Below are 16,807 nucleotides of genomic sequence, written 5' to 3' on the forward strand. Positions count from 1 at the left end.
GGCGGTAGTGGTTGTTTATTGCAGTTTTAGCCCCATCCTATTTGGGCTAGCACTCATTTCCGTATATACTTCTTGCCCATTTTCAAAGAGAACAAAAACATGAAAATTGCTTTAGGTATTGAATATAACGGTACCCACTACTTTGGTTGGCAGCGCCAACGAGACGTGAAAAGTGTCCAAGAAGAATTGGAAAAGGCTCTTTCAGTTGTCGCGAATCATCCTGTAGAGGTTATGTGCGCAGGTCGTACAGATGCCGGTGTTCACGGTACGGGACAAGTCGTTCACTTTGAAACTAATGTTGATCGTAAAATGGTTGCTTGGACAATGGGCGCGAATGCCAACATGCCAAAAGATATTGCGGTTCGTTGGGCGACAGAAGTGAATGAGGATTTCCACGCTCGTTTTTCTGCAACTGCACGCCGTTATCGCTACATTATCTTTAATCATGCACTACGTCCTGGCATTCTGAATTCAGGCGTGAGCCATTACCATGGTCACCTTGATGAGAAAAAGATGCATGAAGCGGGTCAGTACTTGTTAGGCGAGAACGACTTCACTTCATTCAGAGCGACACATTGTCAATCTCGTAGTCCATGGAGAAACATGATTCACTTAAACGTGACTCGTCATGGACACTACATAGTGATCGATATTAAAGCGAATGCGTTTGTTCACCACATGGTGAGGAATATTACGGGTAGCCTAATTGCAGTAGGTAAAGGTGAGCAAAAACCAGAGTGGATCCAGTGGCTTTTAGAGGCTAAAGATCGAAAAGTGGCTGGCGCAACCGCCAAAGCGGAAGGCTTGTATCTGGTAGATGTTGATTATCCTGAACATTTTGAGTTACCACGAGAGCCAATTGGACCTCTGTTTTTACCGGATAATTTGAACTAAATGTGAGACTTAGGTTCAAAAAACATTACGGTTTCGTGCGTAAAATAGTGCCAGAAAATAGGTACAACCAGTTTTTTATCTACAGTCGCTGTTTTATGTGCTTTAATTCCCACGCATAATTCCCAAATTTATTTCTTTCGCAATCAAGCGTAAGAATCGAAACAAAAAGGTCTTCCATGAGTTGGCTTGAAAAGATTTTAGAAAAAAGCAACATCGTAACATCTCGTAAGGCGTCTATCCCTGAGGGTGTTTGGACTAAATGTACTTCTTGTGAGCAGGTTCTTTACCATGCTGAACTAGAGCGTAACCTAGAAGTGTGTCCAAAATGTGACCATCACATGCGCATGAAGGCACGTCGCCGTCTGGATACATTCCTAGACAAAGGTGAGCGCGTTGAACTAGGTGCTGATCTTGAGCCACAAGACAAACTGAAGTTTAAAGATTCTAAGCGTTACAAAGAACGTATCTCTACTGCTCAAAAGAACAGTGGTGAAACTGACGCGTTGATCGCAATGAAAGGTGAACTACTAGGTTTACCAATCGTAGCGTGTGCTTTTGAATTCTCATTTATGGGTGGTTCAATGGGCTCCGTTGTTGGTGCTCGTTTTGTGAAAGCGGTAGATGCGGCTATTGAGAACAACTGTGGTTTAGTTTGTTTCTCTGCAAGTGGTGGTGCTCGTATGCAAGAGGCATTGATGTCTCTAATGCAAATGGCAAAAACCAGTGCTGCTCTAGAGCGTTTATCTGCGAAAGGCCTACCGTTTGTTTCAGTCATGACTGATCCAACAATGGGTGGTGTTTCTGCGAGTTTGGCAATGCTTGGCGATATCAACATCGGTGAGCCAAAAGCGCTTATCGGTTTTGCTGGACGTCGTGTAATCGAACAAACTGTACGTGAAGACCTTCCTGAAGGTTTCCAACGCAGTGAGTTCCTACTCGACCACGGCGCTATCGACATGATCGTTGACCGTCGTGAGATGCGTCAGCGCGTTGCAAGCCTTGTTGCTAAAATGACCAACCAGCCTTCACCATTAGTAGTTTCTGTGAACGATTCACCGAATGAAGCTACTTATGAAGTACCAGAAGCGCCAGAAAAAGGGTAAAGTACCTTCTAACAAACCTACTTAATCATGGTTATGAGTTAGATGAGTCAACAACCTATTCCTCAAGCCACATCCTCTTTGGAGATGTGGCTTGATTATTTATCAAACATCCACACAAGCGCTATTGATCTTGGATTAGACCGAGTTCAGGCCGTCGCCTCTAAGGCAAACCTCACCAAACCTGCTCAACACGTTATTACTGTTGCCGGAACTAATGGTAAAGGCTCAACGTGTGCACTAATGGAAGCTATTCTGTTGGATGCTGGTTACTCAGTTGGTGTCTACAGTTCTCCTCACTTAATTCGCTATAACGAACGTGTTCGTATTAACGGCCAAGATCTATCCGATGAAAAGATGGTTCAGTCTTTCAATTTCATTGAGAAAGAGCGCGGCGAGATCAGCCTTAGCTTTTTCGAATATGGGACTTTAGCGGCGTTACGTGCTTTTCAAATTGAAGCGGTTGATGTTGTGTTATTAGAAGTGGGTCTAGGTGGACGCCTAGATGCGACGAATATCGTTGAGCATGATGTTTCTGTGATTACCAGCTTGGCTGTCGATCATGTTGATTGGCTAGGTGATGACATCAATGTGATTGGTTTTGAGAAAGCCGGTATTTATCGTAGTGGTAAGCCGGCTATCTGTGGTCAACCTAAACCACCAGCTACGGTTGCTGCTCATGCTGATGACATTAAGGCTGAGTTCTATCAGGTGGGTATTCAATACACTTATGATGTAGACGGCGATACTTGGAACTGGCGCAGTGGGGCATTCCAACTAGAATCACTGCCTATTCCAAGCCTACCGCTACCTAACGCAGCAACAGCATTGATGGCATTAGGTACTTCAGAACTTAGCATTAGCGATGTGAACGTCGTTAATGGCATGAAGAACGCACAGCTTCCTGGGCGTATGCAGCAAATTAGCAAACACCCCGTGATTGTGCTTGATGTTGCGCACAACCCGCATTCGGCTGAATATTTTGCGCAGCAAGTAACGAAGAAGTATGCAGGTAAAAATTTACACGTTGTAGTCGCCATGCTTCATGACAAAGATATCCCTGCGACATTGGAAGTATTAGCACCAATCACAACACATTGGTACCCAGCTTCGCTGAACGGCCCACGAGCCGCAACAGCTGCTGAATTGTGTCAAAGCTTACCTCAAGGCGTAGAGCAGCATTCAAACCCTGTAGCAGCGTTTGAAGCGGCTTTAGCTTCTGTTAAAGGTGACGATGTTGTACTGGTGGTCGGTTCTTTCCATACTGTGGGTGAAGTATTGGAGCATTGGCAGAAAAAAGGAAACTAAATGGCAAGTAAATTCCAAAGCCGATTAGTCGGTACCATCATTTTAGTGGCCATTGGTGTGATTGTATTGCCCGATGTGCTGGATGGTAAGAAGCTCCACTATAAAGAAGAGTTTGCAAGCATTCCGATTAAGCCAGAGCTTGATAGTAATGTAGAAGTTTTTGAAGTACTCGACCCTGTTGAAGATCAGATTGCACTGCCGGACTCTCCGGTTGAGCGAGTGGTTGAAAGTGGTGTTGATAATTCAGATAAGCAAACTGCGTCGGCTTCCAGTAACAAAGATGCGGATAAAGTGGCAGTGGTGGTTAAGCCCGTACCGGAAAAAAATGAATACCAAGACAGTGCTTGGATTATTCAATTGATGGCTTTGAAGAATGCTGACAACGCAAAAAACGTTGTTAAGGATTTACAAAAGCGTGGTTACCAGGCTCACACCAAGCAAGAAAAAACGTTTACGCGAGTAATTATTGGCCCGGATGTCTCTAAATCCAAACTTGAGCGACAAATTAAGGAATTAGAAAAAATTACGGGTTCAAAAGGCCAATTGCTCAAATTTAAACCGCTAAATCCATAAGAAAACGTTTGCGTCAGCATTTTTTCTGTTAAAATGCGCGCCAACTTAAGATGAAGAATTCATGAATTGGTTAGATTTTGTCATTTTAGGCGTGATCGGCTTCTCTGCCGTGATCAGTTTAGTTCGCGGTTTCGCTAAAGAAGCGTTGTCACTTGTTATTTGGTTTGGAGCATTTTTTATTGCTAGCCAGTACTACGCTAAATTAGCTATGTACTTCACCAATATCGAAGATGAGATGTTTCGAAACGGAACTGCGATAGCAGCATTATTTGTTGCAACGTTAGTTGTCGGTGCCTTAGTTAACTATGTTATCGGTCAGCTAGTTCAGAAAACAGGCCTGTCGGGTACAGACAGAATCCTCGGTGTCGTCTTTGGCGGCTTACGTGGTGTTCTGATTGTCTCTGCAGTGTTGTTTTTCATGGATGCGTTTACTGCATTCCCAAGTTCTGAGTGGTGGGAGAATTCGCAGTTGGTTCCGGAGTTTAGCCGAATCATTGCGCCGTTCTTTGAGCATTTACAAGCAACATCTAGTTTCTTATCTGGCGCGCTTTAGCGCCAGTTAATGTCGAAAATCGAGGATTAGGACATGTGTGGTATTGTTGGAATCGTGGGTTCAACACCTGTAAACCAATCTATTTATGACGCTTTAACGGTATTGCAGCATCGTGGCCAAGATGCCGCTGGTATTTGTACCATAGAAAGCAATCGTTTCCGTCTGCGTAAGGCGAACGGTTTAGTTAAAGATGTTTTTGAAGCAAAACACATGCAACGCCTCCAAGGTAACGTGGGTATTGGTCATGTTCGTTATCCTACAGCGGGAAGCTCGAGTGCTTCTGAAGCGCAGCCTTTCTACGTAAACTCTCCTTTTGGTATCACGTTGGCGCACAACGGCAACCTAACGAATGCAAGTGAAGTTCGTGAGAAGTTGTTCGAAAAAGACCGTCGTCATGTCAATACAACCTCTGATTCTGAAGTTCTACTGAACGTATTGGCTCATGAAATCGATACTGTTAAAGGTAATGTGACTTCAGAAGATGTGTTCCGCGCCGTTGCAAACGTGCACCGTACTATTCGTGGTGCTTACGCAGTGACAGCGATGATCATCGGCCACGGTATGATCGCATTCCGCGACCCACATGGTATTCGTCCACTGTGTCTTGGTAAGCGTGAAATTAACGGTAAAACAGAGTACATGGTTGCGTCTGAATCGGTAGCGTTAGACGCTGTTGGTTTTGATTTTATGCGCGATGTTGCCCCTGGTGAAGCTATCTACGCAACATTCAATGGTGAGCTTTTCACTAAACAATGCGCAGATAACCCACAATTAAACCCATGTATTTTCGAGTTTGTTTATTTTGCTCGTCCTGATTCATTCATCGATAAAATTTCGGTTTACAGCGCACGCGTTGAGATGGGTGAGATGTTAGGCAAGCGTATTAAAGAAGAGTACGCAGACCTAGACATTGACGTGGTAATTCCAATCCCTGAAACATCGAATGATATTGCGCTACGAATTGCTCAAGCGATCAATAAGCCATACCGTCAGGGTTTCGTGAAAAACCGCTATGTTGGCCGCACGTTCATCATGCCTGGTCAACAACAGCGTAAGAAGTCGGTTCGCCGTAAGCTCAACGCAATTCGTTCTGAGTTTAAAGGTAAGAACGTTCTATTGGTTGATGATTCTATTGTTCGTGGCACGACATCAGAGCAGATCATTGAGATGGCTCGTGATTCTGGCGCAAGCAAAGTCTTCATGGTTTCTGCTGCTCCTGAGGTTCGTTTCCCGAACGTTTACGGCATCGATATGCCAAGCGCGACTGAGCTCATTGCTCATGGCCGTGATAACGAAACGATTTGTAAGCAGATCGGCGCAGACGCTTTGATTTTCCAAACGCTACCAGATTTAATCTCGGCGGTAGGTATGGGTAATCAAGACATCTCTCGTTTTGATACATCTGTATTCAACGGCGAGTATGTAACGGGCGATATCGACCAAGCGTACCTAGATTTCCTAGACTCTTTACGTAATGACGATTCAAAGGTTGAGCGTGAGATCCAACAAGATCTCGCGAACCTAGAGTTACATAACGAAGGCGCTTAGCGTACTCATAAAAAATGAGTAATAAAAAACCAGAGCATCGGCTCTGGCTTTTTTGTTTGCGGGGGAAGGGGATTGAATCTTAGTGAATATGGTATGCGATCACAAAATCGATAAACAATCTAACCTTCTCTGGCAGGTGGTCTTTGTGGTTATAAAGCATGTAAATATCACGAGGGTTAGCACTCCAGTCTTCTAAGACTTGCACTAAGCTACCATCTTCAATGTATTCACGGATCATCACGTCAGGCATTAGGGTGATACCTAGGCCTTCTGAACAGGCTTGTCTTACGACATTAAGCGCATTCGCATTGAAACGACCTTTCTCGCTATTCACGACCGTCTCTTCATTCGAATTACTCAGCTGCCACTTAATCAGCGGATAGCCTTTAAGTAGCGAATGATTCGCGAGCTCTTCTGCATGACTCGGTGCCGGGTTCTTCGCTAAGTAGTCAGGACTCGCGATAAGAATATCCTTCACTTCACTGATCTTTCTTGCGATTAAGCTTGAATCACGCTGCGGGCCGACTCTGAAAATGACATCCCACTCGGTTGGATCAAGCTGATCAGCTTGGTTGTTCATCATCAGCTCAATATTGATATCAGGGTATTGAGTCATGAATTCACTGAACATCGGCATCATCATGCGCTTGGTCAGGTTTGAGGGGGCGGTAATGCGAATCTTCCCTGAAGCACCCTTACACACGTCAGTGAGTTCTTCTGCAGTAGAAGATAGACGTTGTAGTAACGGTGAGCATTCATTGAAAAAACGTTCGCCAGCCTCTGTCAAAGAGAGTTTACGCGCGTGTCTATTGAGAAGCCTTAGGTTCAAAGAGTCTTCTAGGGCTTGGATGCGTCGTGTAATGGTCGCAACCGGAATCATAGTCTTGCGCGATGTTGCGGTGTAGCTCCCATTTTCAACGACAAGTCGAAAGAGGTTTAAATCATCTAATTTCATAAATCCAGACACATTTGTTTACAATCTCATCTAATTTATACGTAATATTGAGATCAATGTTTGCGTTACGTCAACTCGTTGCACTATTTACCAGTATTCCAACCCTTGTCACGAATTACCAGTAAAGAGTGAAGATTTGTGTATTTAGTATTTTATTACTAAGTTTTATATTAGTTCTTAGAACAGATAACAATAATAATTCGACTTAGTTTTGTGAGGTTAGAGATTATGTACAAAACTCATAGTCAGCCAGTTATGACCTCGGCTCAGGAAGTTCTCAATCAAAAATGCGTTATGTTGGTTGATGATGATCCTATTTTTCGCCGGATAACCAGCGCGTACTTAGACAAGATTGGTTATAAAGTGGTTGAGGCTGAAAATGGGCTGGACGCTCTGCAAAAGCTTAGAGACTCAGCGCCAGATTTAATTGTGTGTGACTTATCAATGCCGATACTGGATGGCATTGAGCTTGTAGAAGAGCTCAGTTTAGAGTATCCGTCACTGCCTATGATCGTTGTGTCTGGCACTGATGATATGTCTGATGTGGCGAAAGCATTACGATTTGGTATCAAAGACTTTTTAGCGAAACCTCTAGAGGATCACGGTCACTTAGGAAGTGCGATTGCGAATACATTGACAGATTCGTTTGATAACATTTCAGACCAACGAGATTTTTCAAGCCAATGGTTCTGTGTTGATGACGGTGGCGAGATCCCTGAAGACCAAGAGCTGCATTGGCATCTAAACTACCTGCAAGATAACCCGAGTGCTGCAAGAGACTTATTGCACGCGCTGCTTCCAGAGAAAGACACACGACAAGGCTCATGGCGTTGCAGCTACCGTTTACTGCAATCAACAGAAATGATGCCGCTTGTGTTTGATTATGCGTGGATGATGAACGGGCAGTTTGCTTTCTACCTTGTCGATTCGTCGTCTTCTGATAACGGCGGCTCAGCGGCCACATTGTTGGTGAGAGCGTTATTCCACGATTACATCAGAAATAGAAAAGATTTTAACGTTGATCTCAAAGATATTGCGGAAATTTTGGAGAAGGGGATTCGTTGCTCTAAATGTTCGACCCCTGTGAATGCTTTGTTTGGTGTTGCTGATCTTGCTGTGGGAACTATCTCTATTCTACCTGCGGGTTTAGATGGACAATGGTCAAATGGCGAATTGAATCAACATATTGCGGCGGGCGAGCGCTTGGGTGAGAACTGTAAGAAGAACTTCATTACACGGGATCTTCCGATTGAACAAGGCTGCCAGCTATCATTGAGCCTGCTTGGATCGGCCAGTTTTAGTTTAGACATACACCAAGGGTCCACTGATTAACCCTATATTTCCTCGGTTTTTGTGAATAATTGATTAAGGTATAGTTGCGCAAATGGTGTGGCTATGCCTTTTTTGTTAAATGTCGATTTAGCAAAGCGGGTTTGGTTCGCCAGATACTTACCTTTACTAACAAAAACAAGAAGCAATCATGGCAGATAACAAAGACTTTCAAGACCCGTTTAATGTATTCTATTTTTTAGGATTTTTAGCCGCATTTTTAGCGATTCCATTACTACCAGCAACCCTTACGTTGATCCGAGTATTCAATGGTTACGCAACATTCTAGTTAAGCTATCATCGCCGATTGGTGATAGCTAACTCAAGGAGGCCACAATTAGCGTTCGAGTTTTAAGCCTCAATATTGCTGGTGGCCTTTGTATCATTCTTGCAGTTCTAGGGATCGTTTTACCCGTTCTGCCAACCACGCCTTTTCTCCTTCTTGCCAGTGCATGTTTCATGCGAAGCAACCCCAAAGTTCACAAATGGATGCATGAGCATAAAACGCTGGGTCCCTTGTTGAACAATTGGTATCAACACGGTGCCGTTACCAAGCAAGTTAAAACGCGTGGCGTGTTCTTTATCTTGTTGAGTTTTGCGTTATCGATCTACTTTGCCCCGCTCATTTGGGTCAAGGTTTTCCTAATTTGTGTACTTGTTATTCTTCTCACATGGTTTATGCGACTTCCAACCCATGAGTTGGTTGCTGACAGCAAAGAAAATCACTACCATTAAGCCAGTGTGCCTGCTTGTATAGCGGGCGTTTATTATTTCAGCAATCAGAGTTATGACTCTCGTTGCAATGAATACCAATCGTACCTTTCCTTAATTCCGAGCGTTGATGTTTGATTCGCTAACGAGAGTTTGGAAAGCGGCCTAATGAAGTGCATAAGATTATGAACACAGAAAAAATCTCTCTGATCAAAGCAAGCATCAAAAGCATTCCTGATTACCCTAAAGCGGGTATTTTGTTCCGTGACGTAACAAGCTTGATGGAAGATCCTGCCGCTTACAAAGCGACAATTGACCTGTTAGTGGACACATACAAGGGCATGGGCTTTACTAAGATCGTTGGTACTGAAGCTCGTGGTTTCCTATTTGGTGCGCCTCTTGCTCTTGAGCTAGGTGTCGGCTTTATCCCTGTTCGTAAACCGGGTAAGTTGCCTCGTCAAACTGTGGCACAATCTTATGAGCTTGAGTACGGCACTGATACGCTAGAAATCCATACCGATGCGATCGTTGAAGGCGATAAAGTGCTGATGGTTGATGACTTGCTAGCAACAGGCGGTACGATTGAAGCGACAACAAAGCTGATTCGTCAGCTTGGTGGTGTGGTAGAACACGCTGCATTTGTTATTAACCTTCCAGAAATCGGTGGTGACAAGCGCTTACAAGGCTTAGGTCTAGAAGTGTTTAGCATCTGCGAATTCGACGGTCACTAATCCTTTTCGGAATTATTCATGAGCTATCTTGCGTTAGCGCGAAAATGGCGACCAACCAAATTCAAAGAAGTGGTTGGTCAAGCCCATGTTTTAACAGCATTAGAGAATGCCCTTAGCCAAAATAGGTTGCATCACGCTTACCTATTCAGCGGTACACGAGGTGTCGGTAAAACGACCATCGGCCGTTTGTTTGCTAAGGGTCTCAACTGTGAAACAGGCATTACTGCAACCCCTTGTGGTGAGTGTGCAACCTGTAAAGAGATCGATGAAGGTCGTTTTGTTGACCTGCTCGAGATCGATGCTGCCTCACGTACTAAGGTAGAAGATACCCGCGAGCTTCTGGACAATGTTCAGTACAAGCCTGCACGCGGTCGCTTCAAGGTTTACCTAATCGATGAAGTACACATGCTGTCTAGGCACAGTTTTAATGCGCTTCTAAAGACCTTAGAAGAGCCGCCTGAGTATGTGAAGTTCTTGCTCGCAACAACGGATCCGCAAAAGCTTCCTGTGACGATATTGTCGCGTTGTCTGCAATTCCATCTTAAGCCGATCAGCGTTGATAATATCCACGAGCAACTCGATCATATTCTTGAACAAGAAAATGTGACGTCTGAATCTCGTGCGCTTGGAATGATTGCTCATGCCGCTGATGGCAGTATGCGTGACGCGCTGAGCCTAACAGACCAAGCTATCGCATTAGGTAATGGCAACGTAGTGACAGACACTGTTGCTCACATGCTTGGAACGCTGGATACAGACCAAGCGATTCATCTACTTGAAGCGATTAGCAGTAAACAACCACAATTAGCGATGGCTTGCATTCAAGCTCTTGCTGAAAATGGCGTTGAGTGGGATGGATTGCTGAGTCAACTTGCGACTCAATTACACCGTTTGGCGATGTATCAAGCTCTGCCGTCTACTTTAGACAAGGCTCAGCCTGACGCTGAAAGGCTAGAACTGTTGAGCAAAGCGTTAAGCCCACAAGATATCCAACTCTACTACCAGATAGTGCTGAAAGGGCGTCAAGACTTGCCATTATCGCCAACCGCTCGTGTTGGTATTGAGATGGTGGTTCTGCGTATGTTGGCATTCAGACCTGCTGAACAAACTGTTGCTACGGCTATCTCGACTGAGTCGACTAGCCCAGCGCCTGCTCCTGCAGCTCAGAATCCGGTTCAGAGTGTTGCTCAGCCAGTGAGTCAAGCTGCGCCAATGGCAGCTCCGAGACAGTCAGCTCAGGCTCCAGCGGTTTCACAGCCTCAAGTGCCTCAGCAAGCTCCTATTCAGCAGCCGGTGCAACAACAACCGCCGCAGAATCAGAACCAATATTCAGATTCGCAAGGTTACGCTGATCATTCAGGCAACCAAGGTTATCCAGAACAGGATTACCCGCACAGTCAGTATGACGCTCCACCTGCTTATGATGAACGTCCTAGCTACGGTGCGGAGCAGCCGATGAGTCCCATGACTCAGCAAACGAATTACCAGAATCAAAAGCAGCCAAATGTTGCTCCCGTTGCACCTTCTGTTTCACCAGCTTCGCAAGAGCAACCAGCGCGTTCAACTTCGCCTGTGAGTGGTTTACGTCACCAATTGCGTTCTCAACGTAGAGGTGGTGCAGCAACAGAAAACAAAGGTTCAGCGCCAAAAAAGGCTAAAGCGACACCAGCTAAAACTTCAGTTCTTGACCGAGTTGCTCAGCAACACGGTGGTTCTGAGCGGGTGTCGCCAGCTTCTTTATCAGCCTCTTCGACAGAAAATGTGACCAACGATAATGAACCTTATCGCTGGAAACCGTCTAAACCTGTAGTGAAAGAGGTGAGCAAAGAGCTTACACCTACTCAGATCAAGCGTGCGTTAGAGCATATTAAGACACCAGAAATGGTCGATAAATTGCTTCAAGAGTCGATTGTTCAAGATGAATGGTCCGCCACGATTCAAAAGCTAGAGACAGCTAAGCTTGTTGAACAGTTAGCATTGAACTCAGTATTTACTAAGATTGACACATCAATCACCTTAACGTTAAGAGCGAGCCAGGCTCACTTGAATACGGACCGTGCACAGAGTGAGCTATTACAGTCTCTCAATACTGTGCTTGGAGAAGAGTGTCATTTGAGTGTTGAAATTGGTGATGGTGGAGAAACACCGCTAGAACTGCGAGAAAGATTGTATCAAAGCAAGTTGAAAGACGCGTTTACCAGTTTGGAAAACGATGCCAACGTACAGTTTATCGAAAGACGTTTTGCTGCCGAGTTGGATAGAGATAGCGTTCGTCCAATATAGCGTTCGTCCAATATCGATATGCCTTTCATTTAGTGATGGACATATCATCCTTGGAAAGCAAATCAGAGAACTGAACTCGTGGGGGTTGAATCACAGTGTTTTAACCCCCATTTAAGCCCTTAGTAGCTTAAATGATTTTAATAAACCAATTAGACCAGAGAGTAATAACATGTTTGGTAAAGGCGGTATGGGCAACATGATGAAGCAAGCCCAGCAAATGCAAGAGCGCATGCAAAAGCTTCAAGAAGAAATCGCAAATATGGAAGTTACAGGTGAGTCAGGTGCTGGCCTTGTAAAAATTACGATTACTGGTAGTCACAGTGTTCGTCGCGTTGATATCGATGAAAGCCTAATGGAAGACGATAAAGAGATGCTTGAAGATCTTATCGCAGCCGCTTTCAACGATGCAGCTCGTCGTGTTGAAGAGACTCAAAAAGAGAAAATGGCTGGCGTAACTGGTGGGATGCAACTTCCACCAGGTATGAAAATGCCTTTCTAAGCGACTTATTTATAAGAGACTTGTCTCGATCAACGGCCTATTTTGAATAGGCCGTTACTTTAAAAGTTAGAACGGTTAAATATGCGTACCAGTCATATGCTGGAGCATTTGATGGAGGCCTTACGTTGTCTACCTGGGGTTGGCCCCAAGTCGGCGCAGCGTATGGCCTTTCATTTGTTACAGCGCGATAGAAAAGGCGGCCTACAGTTGGCTGAAGCTCTTAGCCAAGCAATGACCGAAATTGGTCATTGTAATGAGTGCCGTACTTTTACTGAAGAAGATACTTGCCACATTTGTACCAATCCTAAACGTCAGGACAACGGTCAAATTTGTGTAGTAGAGAGCCCTGCAGACATTGCAGCCATTGAAGCAACTGGCCAATATTCAGGTCGTTACTTTGTGCTTATGGGGCATCTTTCACCACTTGATGGTATCGGTCCAAGTGATATCGGTCTCGATGTCTTGGATTACCGTTTACGTCGTGGTGATATCACTGAAGTAATTCTAGCGACTAACCCGACAGTAGAAGGGGAAGCAACAGCGCATTACATTGCTGAGCTATGTAATGCCCATGAAGTGAACGCTAGCCGTATCGCCCATGGTGTTCCCGTCGGTGGTGAGCTAGAGCTGGTGGATGGCACCACGCTTTCGCACTCCTTACTCGGTCGTCATAAGATCTAAAAAAGCCGCTTGGTGAATAATCACTAAGCGGCTTTTTCTTTTTTGTTATAAAGCTCTATTCTGAAACGCGTCTACTCTAAAACCTTTTTAAACGATTAATCAGAGCCACGCACGGCTTTGTAAATCGCAGCGCCAATCACGGCACCAATAATCGGTGCGACCCAGAATAACCATAACTGTGACACAGCCCAATCACCGACAAACACAGCTACGCCGGTACTTCGCGCAGGATTTACAGAGGTATTCGTCACGGGGATACTAATAAGGTGAATTAGAGTTAAACAAAGACCAATCGCGATAGGTGCAAACCCGGCTGGTGCTTTTGAATCGGTTGCTCCCATAATCACGAACAGGAATACCATGGTCATGACCACTTCACAGACCAGAGCAGCTGTTAGCGAATAACCACCAGGAGAGTGTTCACCATAACCATTAGCCGCGAAACCAGAGCCAACTACGTCGAATCCAGCTTGCCCAGATGCGATAACGTATAAAACTCCCCCAGCAATGAGGCCGCCAATCACTTGAGCGATGATGTAAGGGGCAACGTCTTTGGCATCGAAGCGTCCACCGCTCCAAAGTCCAATAGTAATGGCAGGGTTTAAGTGGCAGCCGGATATATGCCCAAGGGCGAAAGCCATGGTTAATACCGTTAAACCAAAGGCAAGAGAAACGCCAAGTAAACCGATACCAACATCGGGGAAACCAGCTGCCAAGACGGCACTACCACACCCACCTAACACCAACCAGAATGTACCAAACATCTCTGCGATATATCTATTCATAACTATCCTTATTAATCTTTACCAGTATCAATAAGATAGTTGAGATTTAACGAAGTTGTGAGATCTTGGGCATATAGGTGATAGAAAAGGGCAAATACTCTTAAGTAATGGCTTCTAATTCGATCAGGTTATCAAGTGCTTCTTGGTCGGTTTTGCCACAAATGACAGGACAGGCTTTGAATTGGTGACAGACTTTAGGGCGTGAAGCTAGGCCAAATAGCTGGCAAAGATTTTGTTCATTTAATTGAATGCAACGCACGCCCGCAGGCTTGCCATTAGGCATTCCAGGAATAGCAGATGTAATACTTGGAGCGATACAACAAGCTCCACAACCTAGGCGACATTCCATCAAATCAAACTCACTAAATAACAGGGTGCGCGATAGTAGCAAAAAATGATGAGAGTGACAGCTGTTGATTGAATCAAAGAATGAACAATTATTATCCTTGAACTTTTTATGGGCTAGCGGTATAACACGCACCCCAGTAAAAGAGTAAGAAGTAATCCTATGACGAATCCATTTTGGCAAGAAAAGACACTAGAGCAAATGACCGAGAACGAGTGGGAATCACTGTGTGACGGTTGTGGTAAGTGTTGCCTACATAAACTAATGGATGAAGATAGCGATGAAGTTTACTACACCAACGTGGCGTGCAGCTGGTTAAACGACAAAACATGTTCGTGTAAAGACTACCCGAACCGCTTCACTTCAGGTGAAGAGTGTTTGAAGCTTACTCGTGACAAGATTCATGAATTCCATTGGCTACCAGACACTTGTGCTTACCGCCTTCTATCAGAATCCAAGCCGATTCCTGAGTGGCACCCATTGATTACGGGTTCTAAAGCCGAGATGCACGCTGCAGGTGAAAGCGTTCGTAACAAAGTGGTATACGAAATCGATGTGGTGGATTGGGAAGACCACATTTTGAATCATCCGAATCGCTAATTATTCTAAAACAGTCGCTCTTGAGCGGCTGTTTTGTTATTTGGCGTCGCCTAAGTTTAAAACTTACTTGCTTACTTGCTTAACTTAAAGACTAAAAGATTTAAAAACTTAAAACAAAAAACGCCCCGAAGGGCGCTAAGTGAAACGAGTAAAAAAGATTCAGGCTAGTTTACTTGTTGTTTTATGTACTCACCCAGTTCTGAGTGGTGCATGATTTTCGAAACTGGCAGTATCTTTTCAGCAGGACCCCAAGCAAACACGTTCACTGGTGTATGAGTGTGTGTGCCTGTGCCCCAAACGATGTTTTGGCCTGTTGCTTGTTCACGAGCAAGTAGGTTGCCACGGTCGTTATATGGGAAGAAAGCATCGAAATCGTTGATAGCAGGCACTTCTTCTGCCGACAAGTATTTGTGCTGAGCCAATCGGTATGGGTTCGGCTTACTGGCTAATACGTTTCTCGCTTGTTCCGCTGTGATAGGGAACTCACTGTTTTTGTTGACGATCTCAGTCAGCTTCTCAGGTGTTTGCAGTGCTTTATCCAGCTTCTGAAATTCGCTGATCATGCCGTAGTAGCTTTGCTTTTGATTGTATAGACCATCAAGAATATCGAATGCGCCAAAGTTAAAGTTGGGTGCATAGTCGCGATCGGCGAAGGCTTCGCCAGAACGTTTCTGTGGTTTTGGTAGGTCGTTAGAAGAGTAGCTGAAACCGAAAGAGCCTGTTTCGTGGTCTGCGGTCACAATCACGATCGTGTCTTCACGATTTTTTGCCCATTCATACACCGTTTGGATCGCTTCATCAAACTTGAGCAGTTCATGCAGCATAGTGCCTGCATCGTTACTGTGTCCCGCCCAGTCGATTTGGCCACCTTCGACCATTAGGAAAAAGCCATCTTCATTTTTGGATAGGATGTTGAGCGCTTTTTGTGTCATCTCTTTCAGGCTTGGCTGAGTTCGTTCGCCACTCTTTTTCTTGTTGCTGTAAGCGATGCCATCATCCATGCCTGAGTAGGCGAATAGGCCAAGTAGTTTATCGCCCTTAGCGTCGTCTAGCATGTTGCGATTAAACGCCAGTTGGTAGCCGTCTTTCTCTGCTTCAGTCAGCAGGTTACGGTCGTCTTTACGCTTCGATTTGAGATAAACATCACCTTGAGTCAGTTTCTCAAGTTGCTTATAGGTTTCACCTTTGTCGTTGGTCGATTTAGGAATCCAATGACGTAGCCCTCCAGAGAGCATCACATCAGCGCCCGTTGCTAACATATCAGATGCAATTTGATTCTCTAAAGAGCGGTGAGGTTGGTGAGCTGCGAAAGAAGCAGGGGTCGCGTGAGTTAAGCGCGTGTCGGAAACTAAGCCGGTCGTTTTGCCTGCTTTTTTCGCTTTCTCAAGTACGGTCTCAACATGGTTACCCTGTGAATCGATACCGATCACTTCTGAACCGCTGTAGATACCCGTTGCAAGCATGGTCGCAGAGCAAGCTGAATCCACTACGATTGCGTCTTCCGGATGCGTTAGGGATGAACCAATAACCCCTTCTTGAGCAAGTTGATAAATGGCCGTTTTGTTCCCTTTATAGATGGAATTTGGCGCTTGGTTTGCGTAGGTTTCCAATAAGCCAACTTGCTGAGGTCCCATGCCGTCGCCGATCATCAGAATGACATTTTTGATTTCTGCTGAAAGTACGTTGAATGAGAGTGTAGAGGTTACCACTGCGGTAACAATTGGTTTCATAAAGTGCTTCATTAGTTATCCCTTTTTATATAAGCGGGATGATTAGAACACCGATTTGTGTCAAAGTCGTTTCATATTTGTTTCATCAATATGAAATTGAGCAATAACTCAAGTTTTTAGAAAAGCATAAAAAAAGGCTCACATTTCTGCGAGCCTTTGTCGTATTTAGGAGAGTCCAAAT

Annotated in this window: 17 protein-coding genes; 13 read left to right on the top strand and 4 right to left on the bottom strand. The window is 44.8% G+C overall.

What is annotated here, in order from left to right; translation table 11 throughout:
- Positions 1–99 precede the first annotated feature (99 nt).
- The 6 genes from truA to purF all read left to right on the top strand — a co-directional run bounded on the left by truA (position 100) and on the right by purF (position 5,976).
- A complete protein-coding gene (truA, locus tag AC3CHU_RS04635; protein ID WP_004734161.1) occupies positions 100–894 on the top strand; it encodes a tRNA pseudouridine(38-40) synthase TruA in 795 nt (264 codons plus the stop codon).
- A gap of 176 nt (positions 895–1,070) precedes the next feature.
- Complete coding sequence (accD, locus tag AC3CHU_RS04640) at positions 1,071–1,997, top strand: acetyl-CoA carboxylase, carboxyltransferase subunit beta (RefSeq protein ID WP_004734162.1); 927 nt, start codon at positions 1,071–1,073, stop codon at positions 1,995–1,997.
- Between the two features lie 42 nt (positions 1,998–2,039).
- Positions 2,040–3,302: a bifunctional tetrahydrofolate synthase/dihydrofolate synthase gene (folC, locus tag AC3CHU_RS04645; protein WP_488525163.1), complete on the top strand. Its 1,263-nt coding sequence runs from the start codon at positions 2,040–2,042 to the stop codon at positions 3,300–3,302.
- Positions 3,303–3,875, top strand: coding sequence for an SPOR domain-containing protein (locus tag AC3CHU_RS04650; RefSeq protein WP_114633847.1), 573 nt, complete (start codon positions 3,303–3,305; stop codon positions 3,873–3,875).
- Positions 3,876–3,936: 61 nt separating this feature from the next.
- Positions 3,937–4,428, top strand: coding sequence for a CvpA family protein (locus AC3CHU_RS04655; RefSeq protein WP_004734165.1), 492 nt, complete (start codon positions 3,937–3,939; stop codon positions 4,426–4,428).
- A 33-nt stretch (positions 4,429–4,461) separates the two neighbouring features.
- Positions 4,462–5,976 (top strand): amidophosphoribosyltransferase, encoded by a 1,515-nt coding sequence (purF, locus tag AC3CHU_RS04660; protein ID WP_004734166.1) that lies wholly within the window; start codon positions 4,462–4,464, stop codon positions 5,974–5,976.
- 79 nt (positions 5,977–6,055) lie between these two features.
- Here purF and AC3CHU_RS04665 read toward each other — a convergent pair whose 3' ends face one another.
- On the bottom strand, positions 6,056–6,931 hold the full coding sequence (locus AC3CHU_RS04665; RefSeq protein WP_004734167.1) for a LysR family transcriptional regulator: 876 nt from the start codon (positions 6,929–6,931) through the stop codon (positions 6,056–6,058).
- A gap of 228 nt (positions 6,932–7,159) precedes the next feature.
- Here AC3CHU_RS04665 and AC3CHU_RS04670 point away from each other — a divergent pair, with 228 nt between their 5' ends.
- From AC3CHU_RS04670 to recR, 6 genes are all read left to right on the top strand, one after another.
- Positions 7,160–8,263, top strand: coding sequence for a response regulator (locus tag AC3CHU_RS04670; protein ID WP_004734168.1), 1,104 nt, complete (start codon positions 7,160–7,162; stop codon positions 8,261–8,263).
- Positions 8,264–8,623: 360 nt separating this feature from the next.
- Positions 8,624–8,995: a YbaN family protein gene (locus tag AC3CHU_RS04675; RefSeq protein ID WP_065204975.1), complete on the top strand. Its 372-nt coding sequence runs from the start codon at positions 8,624–8,626 to the stop codon at positions 8,993–8,995.
- 161 nt (positions 8,996–9,156) lie between these two features.
- Positions 9,157–9,702 carry an adenine phosphoribosyltransferase gene (gene apt / locus AC3CHU_RS04680; protein ID WP_004734171.1) on the top strand — a complete coding sequence of 182 codons (546 nt, stop codon included), beginning with the start codon at positions 9,157–9,159 and terminating at the stop codon, positions 9,700–9,702.
- An 18-nt stretch (positions 9,703–9,720) separates the two neighbouring features.
- Positions 9,721–11,985, top strand: coding sequence for a DNA polymerase III subunit gamma/tau (dnaX, locus tag AC3CHU_RS04685; RefSeq protein WP_488525164.1), 2,265 nt, complete (start codon positions 9,721–9,723; stop codon positions 11,983–11,985).
- A gap of 169 nt (positions 11,986–12,154) precedes the next feature.
- Positions 12,155–12,484: a YbaB/EbfC family nucleoid-associated protein gene (locus AC3CHU_RS04690; RefSeq protein ID WP_004734156.1), complete on the top strand. Its 330-nt coding sequence runs from the start codon at positions 12,155–12,157 to the stop codon at positions 12,482–12,484.
- An 81-nt stretch (positions 12,485–12,565) separates the two neighbouring features.
- Positions 12,566–13,165, top strand: a complete 600-nt coding sequence (gene recR, locus AC3CHU_RS04695) for a recombination mediator RecR (protein ID WP_017111149.1) — start codon at positions 12,566–12,568, stop codon at positions 13,163–13,165.
- Between the two features lie 95 nt (positions 13,166–13,260).
- Here recR and aqpZ read toward each other — a convergent pair whose 3' ends face one another.
- Both aqpZ and AC3CHU_RS04705 read right to left on the bottom strand, forming a co-directional pair.
- Positions 13,261–13,950, bottom strand: coding sequence for an aquaporin Z (gene aqpZ, locus AC3CHU_RS04700; protein ID WP_135458093.1), 690 nt, complete (start codon positions 13,948–13,950; stop codon positions 13,261–13,263).
- 100 nt (positions 13,951–14,050) lie between these two features.
- On the bottom strand, positions 14,051–14,299 hold the full coding sequence (locus AC3CHU_RS04705; RefSeq protein WP_145565595.1) for a YkgJ family cysteine cluster protein: 249 nt from the start codon (positions 14,297–14,299) through the stop codon (positions 14,051–14,053).
- A 159-nt stretch (positions 14,300–14,458) separates the two neighbouring features.
- Between AC3CHU_RS04705 and AC3CHU_RS04710 the strand changes: the two genes are divergently transcribed.
- Positions 14,459–14,896, top strand: a complete 438-nt coding sequence (locus AC3CHU_RS04710; RefSeq protein ID WP_065204973.1) for a YcgN family cysteine cluster protein — start codon at positions 14,459–14,461, stop codon at positions 14,894–14,896.
- Between the two features lie 164 nt (positions 14,897–15,060).
- Here the strand turns inward: AC3CHU_RS04710 and AC3CHU_RS04715 are convergent, their stop codons facing one another.
- Complete coding sequence (locus AC3CHU_RS04715) at positions 15,061–16,638, bottom strand: alkaline phosphatase (protein ID WP_488525165.1); 1,578 nt, start codon at positions 16,636–16,638, stop codon at positions 15,061–15,063.
- Positions 16,639–16,807 lie beyond the last annotated feature (169 nt).

The organism is Vibrio sp. QJM3NY_39, from assembly GCF_057785895.1.

Coding starts and splice junctions, on each gene's coding strand:
- truA (WP_004734161.1), top strand. CDS start 100: ATGAAAATTGCTTTAGGTATTGAATATAACGGTACCCACTACTTTGGT.
- aqpZ (WP_135458093.1), bottom strand. CDS start 13,950: ATGAATAGATATATCGCAGAGATGTTTGGTACATTCTGGTTGGTGTTA.
- recR (WP_017111149.1), top strand. CDS start 12,566: ATGCGTACCAGTCATATGCTGGAGCATTTGATGGAGGCCTTACGTTGT.
- dnaX (WP_488525164.1), top strand. CDS start 9,721: ATGAGCTATCTTGCGTTAGCGCGAAAATGGCGACCAACCAAATTCAAA.
- AC3CHU_RS04670 (WP_004734168.1), top strand. CDS start 7,160: ATGTACAAAACTCATAGTCAGCCAGTTATGACCTCGGCTCAGGAAGTT.
- AC3CHU_RS04690 (WP_004734156.1), top strand. CDS start 12,155: ATGTTTGGTAAAGGCGGTATGGGCAACATGATGAAGCAAGCCCAGCAA.
- purF (WP_004734166.1), top strand. CDS start 4,462: ATGTGTGGTATTGTTGGAATCGTGGGTTCAACACCTGTAAACCAATCT.
- apt (WP_004734171.1), top strand. CDS start 9,157: ATGAACACAGAAAAAATCTCTCTGATCAAAGCAAGCATCAAAAGCATT.
- accD (WP_004734162.1), top strand. CDS start 1,071: ATGAGTTGGCTTGAAAAGATTTTAGAAAAAAGCAACATCGTAACATCT.
- folC (WP_488525163.1), top strand. CDS start 2,040: ATGAGTCAACAACCTATTCCTCAAGCCACATCCTCTTTGGAGATGTGG.
- AC3CHU_RS04655 (WP_004734165.1), top strand. CDS start 3,937: ATGAATTGGTTAGATTTTGTCATTTTAGGCGTGATCGGCTTCTCTGCC.
- AC3CHU_RS04665 (WP_004734167.1), bottom strand. CDS start 6,931: ATGAAATTAGATGATTTAAACCTCTTTCGACTTGTCGTTGAAAATGGG.
- AC3CHU_RS04715 (WP_488525165.1), bottom strand. CDS start 16,638: ATGAAGCACTTTATGAAACCAATTGTTACCGCAGTGGTAACCTCTACA.
- AC3CHU_RS04710 (WP_065204973.1), top strand. CDS start 14,459: ATGACGAATCCATTTTGGCAAGAAAAGACACTAGAGCAAATGACCGAG.
- AC3CHU_RS04705 (WP_145565595.1), bottom strand. CDS start 14,299: ATGGAATGTCGCCTAGGTTGTGGAGCTTGTTGTATCGCTCCAAGTATT.
- AC3CHU_RS04650 (WP_114633847.1), top strand. CDS start 3,303: ATGGCAAGTAAATTCCAAAGCCGATTAGTCGGTACCATCATTTTAGTG.